We start from the raw sequence: 17,275 nt of genomic DNA on the forward strand, positions 1-17,275 counted from the left end.
AATGCTGCACATACAGAAAAAGTCCGATACTGTACTCATTGTCATTCACGAAATATATGGACTGAACCAACATATGCAGGTTTTTTGTGAGTCATTATCAAATCAGGATTTTGATGTCATCTGTCCTAATTTGTTAGAACGGAAGACGCCTTTTGATTATTCCCAAGAGGAAGCTGCTTATCGACATTTTATGGAGAACATAGGCTTCACAGGCGCTTTGCATAAAATAAAGGAAATATTATCGGAAATAAAAGATGAATACCAGAAGATTTTCATCCTTGGATTCAGTGCAGGGGCAACTGTAGCATGGCTGTGCAGTGAGGAAGAATGTGTCGATGGAATAGTTGGATACTACGGTTCCCGTATTAGGAATTATGCAGAATTAGCGCCACGATGCCCTGCACTGTTATTTTTCCCACTAGAAGAGCCATCATTTAATGTGGACGAGTTAATTTCAGCTTTAGAAAGAAAGAATGTCGAAGTTCATAAATTCAACGGAAAACACGGATTCAGTGACCCTTACAACTCCAACCATCATTTAGAATCAGCTCAAGAAGCCTTTAGCAACATGATGAAATTTTTTAAGGAACATTAATGGAGGTTCCACATTCAGCCTAATGCCGTTTTGTATTGATCCATTGTATCGAACCTGCATCACTATGGGGGTGACAGTCATTTTGAACCTTCTTATATTCCATTTCCAATTCTTTTAAGGTTAACTTCATAAGCTGTTCCACAGTTTTATTTACAGTATGGATCATAAGTTTATAGATTAATTCCTTCCGCCTTTCTTCCACGCCCTTCTTCATTTCACCCTCTCCTTTTATTCTGCTATTATATGAAATGATGTATCCTCAGACAGGGGGAATGATCATCGGATTCCTTCTCTTCGATTTTACTTATTTTAATATATTCATTCTCTAAATCAGTTAAGGTTAATTCAAATAGATGGATGTCATTCTTTTTATAAACTCCCTTGTTAATCAACTTGTTGATTAGGAAGTTTCTTTTTTTCTCAATGGCTTTACGTAATAATATTCCCATAATAAATCCTCCTTTATTATATGAACAACTACGGTATTGAAAGAGAATCTTTCGACTTGTGCCCTACACAAAAAAACCGGAGACACCTCTTTACATGAAAGAAAAGTCTCCGGTTTTCCGGTCAATTAACCTATAATTCCTATTTAATTACTCGGTATTATTATTTCTAATAATACTAACTCTGTGCTCCGTAGTCAACAATAAATTTACTGCATTTTATTTATTTTTGCTTCGCTTCATGAAATGCTGCTTTCACTTTATCCAACAGATCTTTATCCGTAATCAATTTATACCCTGTAAGTGCAAGAGCTTTTGCTCCGGTCAGGATGGCTTTGTCTCCAGCAGGAGATTTGGCACAGTCACGGAATTCATTCGTATGGGCAATCAGCTCATCATGTCCAATTTTTATATAAGGATGTGCTGTCGGCACTACATGGCTTACATTACCTGCATCCGTCGAGCCAAAGCCACTTTCTTTTCGAGGACCCACCTCTTCCCCTAATTGAGCCAGTTCTTCTTTTAACAGTTCATCCAGAACTGGATTAATGATAAAATCGAGTACTTCATTTTGGAAACGTTCAACTTTAACCGTACTTCCTGTGGCAAGTGCTGCCCCTTCGGCAACAGCGCGTATTTTATTGGATACTTCTTGGCAAAGTTTCCATGTTGTTGCTCTAATATAAAACCTGGCGGAAGCATATTCAGGAATGATATTAGGCGCTTCCCCGCCATTGGTGATTATTCCGTGAATTTTAACCTCGGCTGGGAGCTGCTGGCGCAAAGCATTAATGCCATTGAACAGCTGGATCACCGCGTCAAGTGCATTCACGCCTTCTTCAGGTGCAGCTGCTGCATGTGCTGACTTCCCGTAAAAATGAAAATCAAGGGGGTCGACTGCCAAAAATGGACTTGTGACACGCGTTTGCCCACCTGGATGGATAAGGATGGCCGCATCAACCCCATCAAATAGACCGTGCTTCACAAAGCTGCCTTTTGCGCTTCCATTCGGCCCGCCCTCTTCTGCCGGTGTTCCGAAAACAATCACCTCTCCGCCCGTTTCCTCCAGCACTTGAGCCAAGGAAATGCCTGCTGCAACACTAGTTGTGCCGATGATATTATGTCCGCAAGCATGACCTAAACCCGGCAATGCATCATACTCGGCTAAAAAGGCAATCGTGGGTCCTTTCTTTGAAGAGGTTTTTTTGCCGATGAATCCTGTTTCATGTCCGGCTATATTGCGGGTCACTTCAAATCCTTCATTTTGAAGTATTCCGGTTAATGTATCCGAAGCGAAGAACTCTTGATTCCCAATTTCAGGTTTGGCATGAATGGCTTGACTCGTTTCGATATATAATTTGGAATGAAGGTCGATGTGCTCTTCAATGATCTGCTGATGCTGCTTTTGCACTAATTCTCTCGCCATGCTCTTATCTCCCCTTTTTCTTGAATCGATCACTTTGTTCTCACCATTACTTTTCATTAGCTGGTTTTGTCCAAGCATCCTGGTAATTCACTAATTCATCTACAGAAACATATGCAGGAATCGTGTTTCCTTTAAACGTTTTTTCAATGAACGCTTCCACTTTTTTCGATTGATAAAGCTCCACTAATTTTTGCAGCTCAGGACGATCGGCATTTCCCTTTTTAACTGCAATGATATTAATATATGGTTTCGCGGTTTTGCTTTCATGGAATAATGCATCTTTCAAAGTAAGGCCTGCCTCGACAGCAAAGTTATTATTAATGGCTGAAGCATCGGCATCGTCCAATAGACGCGGTGTATTGCCGGCAGCAACTGGTTGAATTTTCAAGTTTTTCGGATTTTCCTTAATGATTTCCAATGATCCCGATCCATTGAATTCCTCTTTCAATGTAATCAATCCAGCTTCTTGAAGAAGGAGTAATGCACGGCCAAAGTTTGTTGCTTCATTCGGAACGGCTATCGTAGCGCCATCTGGAAGATCCTTAAGATCTTTATGTTTTTTTGAATAAAGGCCCATAGGTGCAATGACAGTCGATCCGATAGCCTCTAATTTCAGATTTTGATCTTGAACGAATTCATCGAAGTAAGCGACCGTTTGGAATGAATTTGCATCAATTTCGCCTTCACTTAACGCAAGGTTCGGTTGGATATAATCATTGAAAGTGACCAATTCGATATTAAGCCCTTCCTCTTTAGCCAAATCGACAATGTATTCCCATGTTCTCGTATCCCCGCTGCTGACACCGACTTTCACTGTTTTCACATCATCCGAACCGCCTGATGCACCCTCTTCGTTCCCGCATGCTGCAGCCACGATGGCCAATGCCAATACCATGATCGTTAATAAGATTTTCTTCATTTCTCCTACCTCCTGTTATTTTTATCTTCTTCTGATTTTTCTTGAAACAAAATTCCCGGTGGATTGCAGTAATTGAACGATGATCACGAGCGCCGCCACTGTGACGATCATCGTCATCGTATCGAACCTTTGATAACCGTAAGCCAAGGCTAGATCTCCGACCCCGCCTGCACCGACGGCACCTGCCATGGCCGTAGATCCAACAAGCCCGATTGTCGCTGTTGTAAATGTAAGGATCAACGAACTAAGTCCCTCGGGAATCAAAAAGCGATAAATGATTTGCCATGTCGTCGCCCCCATCGCCTGAGCTGCCTCGATGATCCCTTTGTCCACTTCCAACAGGGAGTTCTCCACAAGCCGGGCAATATAAGGAGCCGCGTAAAAGATTAGCGGAACAATGGCCGCATTCGTTCCAATCGCACTGCCGACAATCATTCTGGTAAACGGAATAAGTGCTACAAGCAAGATGATGAAAGGAACCGACCGCAATATATTGATGACCGGGTTCAATACATTAAAGATCCATTTATTCTCCAGGATGTGACCCTTTCTTGTAATGACAAGCAGGATACCGAGCGGAAGCCCAATCAATCCGGAAAATACCAATGAGATGGCTACCATATAAAGTGTGTCACCGAAAGCTGTCGACAGCTGGTCTGCCGTTATTTCCATTCCCCAAAGCGTATTACCCATTTATCTGCACCTCCTGGACGAGAATCCCCTCATCTTTAATATATTGATAAGCCTTGTCCACCTCATTTTTGTTCCCTGTCACTTCGATGATCAAATTCCCAAAAGGCGTTTCCTGAATTTCAGAAATATTGGCTGATAATACACTTAAATGAACATCATATTTCTTCGAGATGGTTGAAAGTAAAGGTGTACCCGAAGTAGTCCCAATAAAATTAATTTTCCAAATAATCGGGATATGGGACCCTATGCCTTTTAAGAAACTTTGTGGAATCTCATCATGTATGACCGTTCTCACGAAGTTTTTTGCAATATCCGTTTGCGGTTTGGCAAAAACTTCGAAAACCGAACCTTGTTCAACGACGCATCCGCCCTCCATGACCGCTACCTTATTGCAAATTTCCCTAATGACAGACATCTCATGTGTGATTAGGAGAATGGTAATATTGTATTCTTTATTAATTTTTTTTAAGAGCTGCAGAACTGCACTCGTTGTTTGTGGATCCAATGCCGATGTAGCTTCATCACACAATAAGATCGATGGATTGGTTGCCAATGCTCTCGCAATGCCGATCCGTTGCTTTTGACCGCCGGATAATTGTTCCGGATAACTCTTTGCTTTGCTTGATAAGCCAACGAACTCCAACAGCTCGCCTACCCGCTTTTTTATTTCATTACCCGGAGTTCCCGACAAAACCAGCGGCATGGCAATATTATCAAAAACAGTCTTTGAATTTAGCAAATTGAAATGCTGAAAGATCATCCCTATTTTTTTCTTTTCTGCCCGTAATTCCTTCGGGTTCAATTTGGTTAAATCCTTGCCCCCAACAATCACCGAACCATCTGAAGGATGTTCAAGCAAATTGACCAATCTGATCAACGTACTCTTCCCGGCCCCGCTATAACCGACTACACCGAATATATCCCCCTTTTCCACTGTCAAATTTATTCCCTTCAAAGCCTCGACAGTCTGTTTCTTTGTTTGATAAACCTTTTTAACATTTTGAAACTCAATCATCCAATCTCCCCCCATGCTGTTTATTTGTACGAATTCATTATCCAGAGAGAAGAGCTTTGCAAAGTTTAATGATAGGGTTAAATTCTCGAAACTTACGAGTAAGTGCGCGAAACTCATGAGTAACTGCACCCAATCTCCACATAACCATATACATTTTGAATAAACAAAAGAGGCCTCTTCCGTCATCAGACAGAAGAGGCCTCTTTTAGACATAAAAAAGAGTAAACTCTTAAATTAATTATCTAAGAAAAGCTCCTTCTTATCTTTCAAACTTTCGTCCGTTGGAATTAGCACAGTATTTTTACAAAAGTAAAAACCCGCTGCCGAGGTATCATAGGGCCAAGTCCCTCCACATCTCTTGATAAGAATTAACGTTATATTTAATTATGTCCTTCACTATATATTCAATTTTCTCTAAAGTCAACCATATTTTTCATCGCTCTAAATATTTTCACAGTATAGTGAATTGACACTTTTTAATTATATTAATATAATTTATATTTCTATTTTATAATGATTTACTCAATCTCCATACAGGGTATGTTTCATTTTCTTCGCATATCTTCACCATGCCTGAACTCGTATATAAACGAATCGCCCTATGATTATCAGGAGAAACCCTTAAATGATATTCGGATACATTGAATTGCCTAAAAAAGTTTTCTGCGTAGCGAACCAATTCCTTGCCAAGGCCTTTACTGCGGTAATCGGGAATAAGATAAAAAAGATTCACATAGCCAATCTCGGTTTCTTCATATGCCCTAATTTGAAGTTCCATTTGTCCAATCGGTTCTTGGTCCTTTTCAATGATCACTTGTCCTTCCGGAAATTTGCAGACCCGTTCTTTCATACGTTGCAGATATGTATTTTCATCTCCAAAACCATCTTCAGATCCAAAACTTACAACAAAAGAATCTTTCCTAAATTTAACGATAATATCTTTATCTTTGTCCGTATCAATGGTCCGAAAGATCAACTTCATCCACCCCTATCATTTTAGTGAAATAATTTTTAAGTATACAAAACTCATTTCTTACGCTCTTTTATGATATTTTACTATTTTCTTTTTCATAAATAATAGGCTTAAAGAGGACCTTTCGTTTTTGTGCCTTGATGAAAAAACATTTGCCATCTTCCATTCGTACATTTCCAGATTGAACTCCTTAGGGTATGTTCCACTTTATCTTCATCAAAAATCCGGTACGTGGTTAACACGGTATCATCAGACAATGGATGCATATCAAATTGACTTAGTGTCATTTTCACCGCTCCGGCTCCCCCTTGCCCAAAAAAATCACTTTTAGACCATATGTTACCCGAACTGCCGAACTCAAAGAAATCATCCTTCAATAATAATGAAAGCTCTTCTGGAGATGTACGGACTTCAGATTTTAACAATTTCTCCTCGAGCTGATACAAATGCTCTTTTAACAACGAAGATTCCATTCATCTTGTCCTCCTTTTTCAACACCTGTAAACCTTCAATTGATGAGCTTATGTAATTCATTAATCTCTATGTTAGTATGCCTTTTGAAAGATTTTGAAAAACCTAAATTATAGCTATCATCTATTATTTCCTTAAATATATCCAAATCATTTTTTTCAATAATATATCTAATTCCATAATGAGATTGAGCATATAACTCTTTATGTTTTCTTCTTTGCTTTGCCCAATCTTCCCTACTCTTCAACAATTCAAAATTAATTACTTCATTTAATGGGTCGGTAGCCTCAACTCCATCCATGGTAACTGCAACGTACTCGGCTAATCCTTCATCAAACCATTTCGGAACATCTTTAATTTTATTTTCATTAAGGTATTTAGCCAAAAAATAATGTGTATACTCGTGACGTAAATCTTTTCTAAAGAACCACTCATCTGCTTCTCTATCAAGGGTATCGGGTGATACCAAGGCAATTAAATTAGAATTATAATCAAAAAAAGCTCCAATATTTTCTAATTCCCCATACTTTTGTAATTCCTCTAATTGCTCAAATATCACTATATTTAGTTCAACATTTGCATCTATCGGTCCAAAAATATTAGATAACTCTATATTAAGATTCGTTATCTCATTAATAATTAGTTTATTCAATTCAGTATTTTTTGAATTGAAAATTTTCACTTCTTCAAATAACTGGTGTTCTTCACTTTTTAACAGTGCAACCGTTTTATTATTTTTTGATAATATATGATAAATACTTATCAAAATAACCAAAACTAATAAACTAATTACAAAACTAATTGTAATGCTTTTTAAAAATGAATTTAAATCATTCATTTAAATGTTTACTCAATTCTTTAAGTTTAGAAATATCATCTGAAGATTGGGATGTTTTAATTCCATCTTGTACTATCCAGTTCATTAATACATTATCAGGAATGTATTCTACCAAGTCATTTATATTTTCAAATTTTTTAACCTTAGTATACTTTTCTAGAGACTTCTTGTAATTTAAAAGGAATTTTCCTTCTGATCCCATCTGATAATTATCTAGTTTATTTAATAATTCTAAAGCATGATTTGCATCTTTAACTATATAGCTTGTTGAAAGATAATATAGCATGTGAGATGATTTTTCTATATCATGAGCCTTTTCCATATAATGTATCATTTCATCCCATTCCTCTAATTTTGTTTTAATGTTAGCCATTCTAAAGTATGACATATAATTTTCTGGGTCTTTATCAATCAGTTCTAATCCTAAATCTATCGCCTCATTATAGTTACCCAACACATATTGTAAATAGACAGCCTCATCTAATGCTGTTAAATCATCTGGGTGTTCAACTATATATTCTTCAATATTATTTACTGTTTCTTTTAATTCATTTCGTGCTTGATTATCAGAAATTTCAGATTTATTATCATTATCTAATAATTTTAAATATAATAATATAGATATAAATATTAATAAAGATGCAATTAAATATTTAATAGTTTTCAGCATTTTAAACATTCCTTATCGAAAATTTTTTAACATAAACAAATGTTGATACTCCCAATAAAATAATCGTGTTAATTATATTTATTAAAGTTGCTTCCAAAATTCGAAACAAAGGAAAGTCTATAAACTGAATAGCTGAATAGTTATTGTAACTAGATATAAAGAGGTACTTTGATAAATAAACTGGTAACGGAAATATTGTATGAGAAATGCTAACAATAATAATAAATAGGATTGCAACAGAAAATTTTGGGATTATTAAAGAGACAATAAGACCTAATAAACAGAAACCTAATATATAAAAAAATGTACAAGCCAATATAATGTTGCCCTAGGTGTGATAGATTGATTTAAATCAAGATCCTCATCGAATTCCTTGACATATTCATCCTTGATTACATTGATCTCTTCTTTTGTGAAGTTATCTTCTAGGAATTCACCTACATTGTTATATTTATCTTGTAACTCTTCTACAAGTTCTTGTTGTACACTATAAACTTCAGTAGCTTTTGTACTGGCATTTGAAGAATATGGCATTGATGAAATAATTATAGTTAGCGCTATTAATGATGATAGTATTTTATTGAACATTTGAATCCTCCAAGTTTGTAATACAACTAATTTCCAAATCGATTTTACCTAAAATTAAGAATAATCAGTTTTTATGAAACGTAAAAATGTACTCCTCTTTTATTTATTTATAAAAACTACCCCCTTTTTATGAATTTTTTATACTAACACATATGGGATAATAGTATTTTTTAAGGATACTTAATTACCCCTTAATATAAATAATGTGTAAATATAACCAATATCACATAGTATATCGGTTTATTGTAAAGGGTCTTTAGTAAACTCTCTTTTTACATCGTTCTGACCCTTATTACCGTATTAATAGAAGAAATTCTAAAAAGCCAAGAAAGCAGATAAGAATATAAAAGTGATCCCGCTTCTTAATATCAATCTACTCCATGTAACCCCTCTTTTTATATTTGCGTTTTCTGTTGAATTGGTAAATTACCTAATAATAATTTGAACCCTAAAACCTTTTATTCCGTCCTACATCACTCCTACACCCCATCTTCATCATTGATTCCATAAAAAGAAGGAGCTGCAAATGGCAGCTCCTTCTTCTGTGCATACGTTTGTTTTCCCATCAGCGTTATCGTGATAGGGTACCTTGTAGACGGTTCGTTTCGGCGATTACTTTTTCTTCATCGATCGTTAAGCAGCGGCCATCTTTCACGACCATTTTGCCATCGATGTATACATCACATACATCATTTCCGCGCGCTGCATAAAGCAGGTGCGAATAGGCTTCACTCAGTGGCTGCAGATGTTCTTTGTTATATGGATAAATGGTGATGAAATCTGCTTTTTTACCCGCTTCCAGTGATCCTGTATGACCCATGCCAATCGCTTCGGCGCCCATTCTCGTGGCCATGGCCAGTGCTGTTTGGGCAGGGAATTTAGTGGCATCCTTATACATTCCTTTTTGCAGTAATGCAGCTGTCCTCATTTCTTCGAACATATCGAAGTTGTTATTGGAGGCGACGCCATCTGTTGCTACTCCCACTTTAATGCCTGCATCAAGAAGGCTGACGACATCTGCTATTCCAGATCCGAGCTTCAGGTTACTGATTGGATTATGGGCAACGCGTACATCATGCTGTTTTAGTATCGCCCGCTCTTCATCATTGAGAACCACTCCATGTGCCATCACGGTAGGCTGATCGAACAGCCCTAGACGGCGAAGGTGCTCGACAGGACGGGATCCGTAACGTTTTTCGATGTCGAGGATTTCAAAGTCCGTTTCCGATACGTGAATGTGCACCATCAAATCATTCTCTTTTGCAATTCGTGCACTTTCCATAATCGCTTCAGGTGTACAGGCATAAGGGCTATGTGGTGCGACCATGGTAGTCAGGCGGCCATCGGCAAACGTTTTATAGTTTTTTGAAAACTGCTCAGCCCCCATTAGGTTTGCTTTTTGGTCTTCTTCGGTACCCAAGCTGAAGATCGTGTAGGAAAAGGCTCCGCGCATTCCTGTTTCGCCTATCGTCTCCATGACAGCACCCGCATCTATTCCATTAGGATTAAACATATCTGAAAATGTCGTGGTTCCTGATTTCATCATTTCCATAATGCCAAGCTGAGTGCTTACAGAAGCGATTTCCGTTGTAAATTGGCTTTCGATCGGCCATATTTTCGTTTCAAGCCATGGCTTCAGCAGCATATCGTCCCCGATACCTCGTAAAAGGGTCATTACAATATGCGAATGGGCATTCACAAGACCTGGCATAATCCATTTCCCGGCAAGGTTGACCACTTGATCTGCATCTGCCAATTGTTGTTCATCATGCTGGCCGATGTAGGATATGGTATGATCTTGTACAATCATCATGCCGTTTTCAAAGATTTGATTTTCTTTATCCATAGTAAAAAGTGTTGCATTCACATATATTGTTTTCATAAGTATTTCCTCCAAAGTCGTATCATGTTGCAGCATGTTCTATTTCGCATTCTAAACTAGTACCTTACAGGTAATCAAGTAATTCCATATTATCAGGGGCCATTTCCATTTACCTTAGGAACCTATTGGAAGAGCTCCAAGATGAATGACCCCTTCAATATATCCGTTCAATCAGCAAACCGCCTTTGCAATTGAGCATGCGAAATCAGTTGCTAAAGAAAATCTTCCCTCCATTGCTCGTGACAATAATGGCTTCTTGCACATCTTGAAGGCTGTAGTAGGAAGCCGGCATCATGAACTTCAATCTTTTATCATTAATGAAACCCATCAAAAGGTTAAACGTTTCATGCCAAGTTTGAATGGAAGCCTTCTGATTCCAATGCCGAAGATGAAACATTTGAACATTCACTTTTGTCCTTTGTGAAATTTTTGCCCAATTTACAGACTGTCCTGATAAAAGGCCAATCGTTAATAAGATGCCATTAGGCCGAACACAAAAAGCTAGCTCTGAACCATCGATGCCGCCCACTGAATCTATGGCTGCTTTCGCTCCGCGCCCATTCGTCCATTCCATCACGGTATCATGCAATGATGATAGGGACGTATCGATCACATATGAAGCACCAAGCTTAAGCAGTTCTTCCGTATACTTATTGTTTCTCGTTACAGCAATCAGCTTAAATCCAAGTATCTTGGATAACTGGGCAAAGATACGGCCAATGGCAGATCCGCAAGCATTTACGAGTAATACATCATCCGGTTTCAATGCTAATACTTCTGTACAGATTAGCCATGCGGTTATCGGGTTTATATATAATTGCGCTGCAATATAATCCTCGATCGAATCGGGAATGACGATGGCCAAATCCGCAGATGTTTTAACATATTCCTGCCAGGTCCCTTCACCGCGCAAAGGCAGAACACGCTTGCCTATCAGCTCTTTTGAAACTGATGGGCCCACCTCTTCTACAATGCCGACCCCTTCATACCCAGGTATGGAAGGCAAGGGAATTCGGTGGGAATATGCACCGCGAATGGGCAACAAGTCAGACGGATTAATGGGACGTGTGGTCATCCGAACGAGGACTTCCCCCTCGAAAGGTTTTTGAATAAATTTATTTTCAACTTTTAAAACCTTTTGCGGATTCCCAAACTCATAGAATTTAACACATTTGGCTTCCAAGATAATAAGTCTCCTTTAATGTATAAGTCTATCTATTTTATCATTTAAACTGATGCCACCTGGCACTTAAAGAGCATTTAACTCTGGATTTATGTTCATGTATTGTGGTTTTTCACGCTTTAATCCTCTTTCCATAAATTTGTCGTTAAGAATCTTCTTATTTTTCCAAGCATATGGTTTATATAAGGGGTGAAGAGATTGAAAAAAGTAGGAAAAAATGATTTTGTATCTGGGTTCGTACCACATCATAATCATGGATCTGTTGATTATACTTCCATAGCGGACGGCCATGTCCATCAATGTTTAGATGTAACTTCCCCGCCAATTCCATCACAAGAGAAAGAACATATTCATTATACTGAAGGATATGTGTTATTTGAGGATGGACATACCCATTATTATAAGGCATATTCGGGACCACCAATTCGGATTGGAAATGGAATGCACGTTCACTATTACGATTTTTACACAACGGAAGATGATGGGCATAGACATAGAATTAAAGGGGTCGACCAACCTGCTCCAGGGCTTAAATAAGATACTTGATAAACAAAAAAACATCAGGGTGATGTGAAATCCCCCTGATGTTTTCTTGCCTCCGATAGTCTGACTCTAATTGCATCTCACTAATCTTGAGATAAACCAATTGGAATGCATAGAGGCGTTTGATCAACTGGATTTTCAATAATACAGCATTCCAGCCTGAAGACGTCCTTGATCATTTCTTTTGTAAAGACCGTTTCAGGCGATCCCTCTTTATAGATTTTTCCCTTCTTAATGCTAATCAGATGATCGGCATACTGTGCCGCTTGATTCAAATCATGCAGAACCATGACAATCGTGCGTCCATAAGTTACGTTTAAATCGCGCAGTAATTCCAATATTTCAATTTGGTGTGCTAGGTCCAGATAGGTTGTCGGTTCATCTAACAGTAAAAGGTCGGTTTCTTGTACCAAAGCCATCGAAATCCATGCCCTTTGCCTTTGTCCTCCAGATAATGCATCCAATGTCCGATCAGCAAATTCCGTCATTTTTGTTGCTGATAATGCACGGTCGACAATAGCATGATCTTCTGGGGTTTGTCTGGAAAATAAGCCTTTGTGCGGATGCCTGCCATAATAGCATAGTTCTTTAACGGTTATATCTTCAGGAGCTTCCGGAGCTTGGGGCAAAATAGCCAATTTCTTTGCCACTTCCTTGGAAGATTGATGATGAATAGCTTTTCCATCTAAATAGATCGTGCCTTGCAGAGGTATTAATAATCTAGCTAGAGACCGTAGAATGGTGGATTTTCCACAACCATTGGAACCAATGATTATACTGATCTTACCTTCAGGAATTTCTAAATCGATATTATCGATGATTTGAGTTGATCCATAAGAGAGCGAAAGATTCTCTGCTGATAATGTTGTCATGATATTCAGCCTTCCTTATGTTATTTTTCGTTCACGACGTAATAGATATAAAAAATATGGTACTCCAATCACCGCAGTGATAATTCCGGCGGGTATTTCTATTGGAGGGAATAATCCTCTTCCCAGGCTATCGGCAACGAGTAGAAAGATAGAACCAAAGAGAGCTGAAGCAGGAAGTAAAACTTTGAATTTTGACCCTACCACTCTCCGGGCAATATGTGGGGCAATTAAACCAATAAACCCGATAGAACCAACCGCAGCTACACAGACTCCGATTAAAATGACAGAAACACTTAACAATATATAACGCAGTAATTTTGATCTTTCACCGAGACCTGTAGCTATTTCGTCTCCAAGACTCAATACATCCATTTTAGACGTTAATGCAATCAATACCGGGACAAGAGCAAGACATGGAAGCAAAATGAATACTTGATCCCATCCTCTTCCCCATAGACTGCCAGTCAACCACAGCAATGTCGTATTTACATCATCCGGGAACTTGACCATGAAATACTCTATCCCCGCTTGACATATTGCCCCTAAAGCAATTCCGACCAAAGCTATTGTATTTGGCTGAGCTCCTTTTTTATAAACAAATATCATCAAAATTGCCGCCATGACCGCCGCTCCGATAAAAGCTGAAAGGGGCAGTATGATAATGGGCGATTGCGGAAATAAAACAATGACGATAACAGCTGCCAAACCGGCTCCTTTTGTTACCCCAATCACGTCTGGAGAAGCCAATGGATTTCGAAGGACTCCTTGCAGAATGGCTCCAGCCGTTGCCAATCCGGCCCCCACTATCACGGCGATTAGAATGCGTGGTATGCGATAGTTATGCAGAATGAATGTCTGACCTTGCATGCCATTTCCAAGGAAATTTTGGATGATTTCTAAAGGTGAGATATAAATGGCCCCTAATCCCAGGCTCACCATTGATAAAATTAGCATGGTAACCGTCAGCAATAGGAGAATAGAATAAGGGTGCAAAGTTGATTTCAACCCAAATGTCCGTTTTAGTTTCATTGCTTAATATTCCTCCCTCTCTTCGCTAAATAAAGGAAGAATGGCGCACCGATTATAGCTGTTACGATGCCTACCGGCGACTCAAAAGGATAAGCGATAAACCGGGCGAGAATATCTGCGTAAACTAAGAGTAAAGCGCCGAATAATGCAGAAAAAGGGATGATTCTTCGATAATCTCCGCCCACCAGTCTCCTGACGATATGGGGAATGATCAATCCTACAAAGCCCACTGGGCCTGCGACGGCAACCGAAGATCCTGCCAAAATGATCACCAATATTCCTGCTAAAATACGGATTCGGTACACCCGTTGCCCAAGTCCTTGCGCCATATTTTCTCCTAAGACAAGGATAGAAACAGATCGAGAGAACAAGACAGCGACAAATAGCCCAATAAGAGACCAAGGAAGAATCATGTTAACGTGCGCCCATGTTTTCCCATTAATAGATCCGACTAACCAATAGAGCACATCCTTCGCCTGTTCATTAAAGATGATCATGCCTTGCGTTAAAGAAGATAAAAAAAAGTGAACAGCCATTCCAGCCAATGCCAGCTTTACTTGGGTCATTCCCCCTCCCGAAGCAAAAGAATAGACGGCCATCCCTCCCACTGCTGCACCAATGAATGCAACGCAAACTAGTGAAACGGAAGAAAGGTTAGGAAAGAAAACAAAAGCTGACACAATAAAAAATGATGCACCTGCATTAACACCAAACACTTGTGGAGAAGCTAATGAATTCCGGGTAATAGCCTGCATCAGAGCACCCGCCACCGCTAAATTAGCACCAACCAATGCTCCAACCAATGCTCGAGGCAATCGAAGGGTCCTTATAATAGTCTGTTCCTTGGACGAGTCGACCTCAAAAAAGGACTTCAAAACCATTGATGCATCTATATCGGCCGCTCCCACAGAAATACTCGTCATGACTCCTAAAATTAGCAAAACGATTCCAGCTATAGCGGTACAATACACTTTCATTTTACTTCTAACTATAGTTTCCATCGACTATACAACACACTTCCTAACTAAATTTAAACCTAATGGAAAGCGAAGTAAGAATTAGATCTCTTACTTCGCCTTTGTTCATCTATTCTTCACCAAGCATGTTTAAAGTGTCTTTAGCAATGGCCTCAGCGGATACAACACCACGGTATCTCGTCCATAAATCTCGATCAACACTATACACTTGTCCGTTTTTTACTGCCTTCAAGTCTTTCCAAAGAGGATTGTCTTTCCACTCATCAGTAAGTAACTTACCCTCATTGTTCGCTAAAAGCAGCACATCCGGATTAATCTCGACAAGCTGCTCCAAATTCATCTCGGCATGTGGAAGTTCCTGCTGAATGGCATTTTTCAATCCCATGCGTTCAAGCAATTCCCCATCATAAGAAGAAGAAGTATGAGCTTGGAATGACGTATCACGTACAACTGCTGGTAAAACCGTCATATTTGAATCAACAGTAAGTTTCGATTTAAGTTCCTTAATCGTTTTTTCATGCTCGCTCAATCTTTTTTCTGCAGCATCTTCCTGGTTCACTGCCTTTGCAATCGTTTTAAAAGAATCCAGGTTTTCTTGATATGTAGATTCCCGACTTTTTAAGACAACAGTAGGAGCAATCTGCTGTAAATCCTTATAAATCCCTTTATGCCGCTCAGCATCTGCAATGATTAAATCCGGCTGTAAAGAACTGATCACCTCTAAATTAGGCTGTTCACGTGTTCCTACAGAAGTATAATCTATTTCTTTACCTACGAGTTTTGTAATCATATCTTTTTTGTTGTCATCTGAAATCCCGATAGGTTTTATTCCTAGAGCATTTAAAGAATCAACGAAAGATAACTCAAGCGTAACTATTTTTTTAGGAGTATTTTTAATTTCCGTTTCTCCCATTTCATGCTTAATCGTCCTTGTTTCTTGATTACTTGTTTCGGTAGAGGTCTTCTCTGCTTCCGTTGTTTTTTGAGAATTATTACATCCTGATAACATCATCATAATCGTAAATAACAGGATTAATGCTCCTCCCCCAAATGTTCTTACTTTTTTAGATTCTCTCATTTTTTGCACCCTTTCCGTCATCTATACCTATTTAACTTCTTAACCAACGAATACATTCATAATTGAAAATGATTATCATTATCCTGCTGTTATGATAAAGTCATAGACTGATACCGTCAATATTAATAAAATTTTGTGAATAAAAATCATTATGGCCATTAAGACAGCCTACATGGATTTTATTATTTACAGCTACAATCTGATTCGTGAATTAAGCAAAGTAAAAGACAGTTTAAGCAAATGCGTATTTCAGCTTGCCAAAAATCGAGGTAGAAAGACCCCACCATAAGGTCATGATTATCGGTAAACTCAGTTCTAAAATAATTATCCAAAACAAGTTATTTTCGAGAAAAAATGTTAATATCTTGTAAAATCAATTCCGAAAGGAGGGGAATTCCCTTTGTCTAGACAGGTATTAGGAAAAACACTTGTAATTTTAGGTGCTCTTGCAATGATTATTAATCTTTCTTTTTTCAAACAAATGGAATGGTATGATATAGTCCGATGGATTTCATATGCTTTATTTGGAATAGGTTTTCTTTTAATTCCTACATACTCCAAATCAAAAAGTAATGATTAACAATAATGAACGTATCAATAATATAGACACCAGCTCAAAATAAAAAAGAGCAAACCCGTTAAGGTCTGCTCTTTTTATTTTTGCCTTTTAAAAGAATCATTTTCTTTCCATCAGCATCTCTTCAAGAGGATATTCTTCATTAGAAGCTTCTTTTTTTGAGCGTTTTATGGAGGTTTTAATAAGAATCGTAGAAGCAATTGATAATGCCCCCATGATCAGATAACCTGTTGATCTTGAAAACACTTCAATCAAGATGCCAATTAGGACGGGTCCCAAAAACATTCCAGCAGAATATAAACTTTGGAATAAGCCCATTCTCGTAGATTGTTTAATCTCTGGTCAAATTTTACACCCCTCAAAAAACGTTCGGAGTTGATTTCAGAAATCCGCTCCCTTTCTGCCGACTGTCTGCCCAGCCTCATCAAAGCAACCCCTGCGAGGGATCGGCTAGCCAGTTATTCGGCAGGAGTGTCAGAAATTTCTTCATCCATTGAGGG

21 protein-coding genes and 1 riboswitch are annotated in these 17,275 nt (G+C 38.5%); of the genes, 3 read left to right on the forward strand and 18 right to left on the reverse strand.

Annotation, left to right across the window (positions count from 1 at the left end):
- Nucleotide 1 precedes the first annotated feature (1 nt).
- On the forward strand, nt 2-595 hold the full coding sequence (locus tag NYE63_RS23230) for a dienelactone hydrolase family protein (RefSeq protein WP_342602909.1): 594 nt from the start codon (nt 2-4) through the stop codon (nt 593-595).
- A 19-nt stretch (nt 596-614) separates the two neighbouring features.
- Here the strand turns inward: NYE63_RS23230 and NYE63_RS23235 are convergent, their stop codons facing one another.
- The 13 genes from NYE63_RS23235 to NYE63_RS23295 all read right to left on the reverse strand — a co-directional run bounded on the left by NYE63_RS23235 (nt 615) and on the right by NYE63_RS23295 (nt 11,699).
- Nucleotides 615-809 carry a Fur-regulated basic protein FbpA gene (locus NYE63_RS23235; protein ID WP_144479772.1) on the reverse strand — a complete coding sequence of 65 codons (195 nt, stop codon included), beginning with the start codon at nt 807-809 and terminating at the stop codon, nt 615-617.
- Nucleotides 810-834: 25 nt separating this feature from the next.
- Nucleotides 835-1,044: a Fur-regulated basic protein FbpA gene (locus tag NYE63_RS23240; protein WP_098372066.1), complete on the reverse strand. Its 210-nt coding sequence runs from the start codon at nt 1,042-1,044 to the stop codon at nt 835-837.
- Nucleotides 1,045-1,264: 220 nt separating this feature from the next.
- On the reverse strand, nt 1,265-2,467 hold the full coding sequence (locus tag NYE63_RS23245) for a M20 family metallopeptidase (protein ID WP_342602910.1): 1,203 nt from the start codon (nt 2,465-2,467) through the stop codon (nt 1,265-1,267).
- Nucleotides 2,468-2,513: 46 nt separating this feature from the next.
- Nucleotides 2,514-3,386 carry a MetQ/NlpA family ABC transporter substrate-binding protein gene (locus NYE63_RS23250; protein ID WP_342602911.1) on the reverse strand — a complete coding sequence of 291 codons (873 nt, stop codon included), beginning with the start codon at nt 3,384-3,386 and terminating at the stop codon, nt 2,514-2,516.
- 21 nt (nt 3,387-3,407) lie between these two features.
- Nucleotides 3,408-4,058 carry a methionine ABC transporter permease gene (locus NYE63_RS23255; RefSeq protein ID WP_340453382.1) on the reverse strand — a complete coding sequence of 217 codons (651 nt, stop codon included), beginning with the start codon at nt 4,056-4,058 and terminating at the stop codon, nt 3,408-3,410.
- Nucleotides 4,059-4,071: 13 nt separating this feature from the next.
- Nucleotides 4,072-5,094, reverse strand: a complete 1,023-nt coding sequence (locus tag NYE63_RS23260; protein ID WP_342602912.1) for a methionine ABC transporter ATP-binding protein — start codon at nt 5,092-5,094, stop codon at nt 4,072-4,074.
- A 256-nt stretch (nt 5,095-5,350) separates the two neighbouring features.
- Nucleotides 5,351-5,462: riboswitch (SAM riboswitch) on the reverse strand.
- 140 nt (nt 5,463-5,602) lie between these two features.
- Nucleotides 5,603-6,076 carry a GNAT family N-acetyltransferase gene (locus NYE63_RS23265; protein WP_342602913.1) on the reverse strand — a complete coding sequence of 158 codons (474 nt, stop codon included), beginning with the start codon at nt 6,074-6,076 and terminating at the stop codon, nt 5,603-5,605.
- A gap of 101 nt (nt 6,077-6,177) precedes the next feature.
- Nucleotides 6,178-6,540 carry a DUF4440 domain-containing protein gene (locus NYE63_RS23270; RefSeq protein WP_342602914.1) on the reverse strand — a complete coding sequence of 121 codons (363 nt, stop codon included), beginning with the start codon at nt 6,538-6,540 and terminating at the stop codon, nt 6,178-6,180.
- Nucleotides 6,541-6,575: 35 nt separating this feature from the next.
- Nucleotides 6,576-7,376, reverse strand: coding sequence for a collagenase (locus NYE63_RS23275; RefSeq protein WP_342602915.1), 801 nt, complete (start codon nt 7,374-7,376; stop codon nt 6,576-6,578).
- On the reverse strand, nt 7,369-8,046 hold the full coding sequence (locus NYE63_RS23280) for a hypothetical protein (RefSeq protein ID WP_342602916.1): 678 nt from the start codon (nt 8,044-8,046) through the stop codon (nt 7,369-7,371). Before NYE63_RS23280 ends, NYE63_RS23275 begins: the two co-directional genes overlap by 8 nt.
- Before the next feature lie 288 nt (nt 8,047-8,334).
- Nucleotides 8,335-8,634 carry a hypothetical protein gene (locus tag NYE63_RS23285; RefSeq protein ID WP_342602917.1) on the reverse strand — a complete coding sequence of 100 codons (300 nt, stop codon included), beginning with the start codon at nt 8,632-8,634 and terminating at the stop codon, nt 8,335-8,337.
- A gap of 571 nt (nt 8,635-9,205) precedes the next feature.
- A complete protein-coding gene (locus NYE63_RS23290) occupies nt 9,206-10,516 on the reverse strand; it encodes an amidohydrolase family protein (protein WP_342602918.1) in 1,311 nt (436 codons plus the stop codon).
- Nucleotides 10,517-10,721: 205 nt separating this feature from the next.
- A complete protein-coding gene (locus tag NYE63_RS23295; protein WP_342602919.1) occupies nt 10,722-11,699 on the reverse strand; it encodes a zinc-dependent alcohol dehydrogenase family protein in 978 nt (325 codons plus the stop codon).
- A gap of 198 nt (nt 11,700-11,897) precedes the next feature.
- Between NYE63_RS23295 and NYE63_RS23300 the strand changes: the two genes are divergently transcribed.
- Nucleotides 11,898-12,236: a YmaF family protein gene (locus NYE63_RS23300; protein ID WP_342602920.1), complete on the forward strand. Its 339-nt coding sequence runs from the start codon at nt 11,898-11,900 to the stop codon at nt 12,234-12,236.
- A gap of 89 nt (nt 12,237-12,325) precedes the next feature.
- Here the strand turns inward: NYE63_RS23300 and NYE63_RS23305 are convergent, their stop codons facing one another.
- The 4 genes from NYE63_RS23305 to NYE63_RS23320 form a co-directional block, all read right to left on the reverse strand.
- Nucleotides 12,326-13,114, reverse strand: a complete 789-nt coding sequence (locus NYE63_RS23305; protein ID WP_342602921.1) for an ABC transporter ATP-binding protein — start codon at nt 13,112-13,114, stop codon at nt 12,326-12,328.
- A 15-nt stretch (nt 13,115-13,129) separates the two neighbouring features.
- On the reverse strand, nt 13,130-14,143 hold the full coding sequence (locus NYE63_RS23310; RefSeq protein ID WP_342602922.1) for an iron chelate uptake ABC transporter family permease subunit: 1,014 nt from the start codon (nt 14,141-14,143) through the stop codon (nt 13,130-13,132).
- The gene (locus NYE63_RS23315; protein ID WP_342602923.1) at nt 14,140-15,144 is read right to left on the reverse strand and encodes an iron ABC transporter permease; all 1,005 of its coding nucleotides are present in this window, start codon (nt 15,142-15,144) and stop codon (nt 14,140-14,142) included. Before NYE63_RS23315 ends, NYE63_RS23310 begins: the two co-directional genes overlap by 4 nt.
- A gap of 85 nt (nt 15,145-15,229) precedes the next feature.
- Nucleotides 15,230-16,198 carry a Fe(3+) dicitrate ABC transporter substrate-binding protein gene (locus NYE63_RS23320; RefSeq protein ID WP_342602924.1) on the reverse strand — a complete coding sequence of 323 codons (969 nt, stop codon included), beginning with the start codon at nt 16,196-16,198 and terminating at the stop codon, nt 15,230-15,232.
- Nucleotides 16,199-16,598: 400 nt separating this feature from the next.
- Here NYE63_RS23320 and NYE63_RS23325 point away from each other — a divergent pair, with 400 nt between their 5' ends.
- The gene (locus tag NYE63_RS23325; protein ID WP_342602925.1) at nt 16,599-16,778 is read left to right on the forward strand and encodes a hypothetical protein; all 180 of its coding nucleotides are present in this window, start codon (nt 16,599-16,601) and stop codon (nt 16,776-16,778) included.
- A 96-nt stretch (nt 16,779-16,874) separates the two neighbouring features.
- Here the strand turns inward: NYE63_RS23325 and NYE63_RS23330 are convergent, their stop codons facing one another.
- Nucleotides 16,875-17,111, reverse strand: coding sequence for an MFS transporter (locus tag NYE63_RS23330; RefSeq protein ID WP_342605856.1), 237 nt, complete (start codon nt 17,109-17,111; stop codon nt 16,875-16,877).
- Nucleotides 17,112-17,275 lie beyond the last annotated feature (164 nt).

The sequence above is a fragment of the Peribacillus sp. FSL E2-0159 genome (assembly GCF_038643155.1).
Lineage (GTDB): Bacteria > Bacillota > Bacilli > Bacillales > DSM-1321 > Peribacillus > Peribacillus simplex.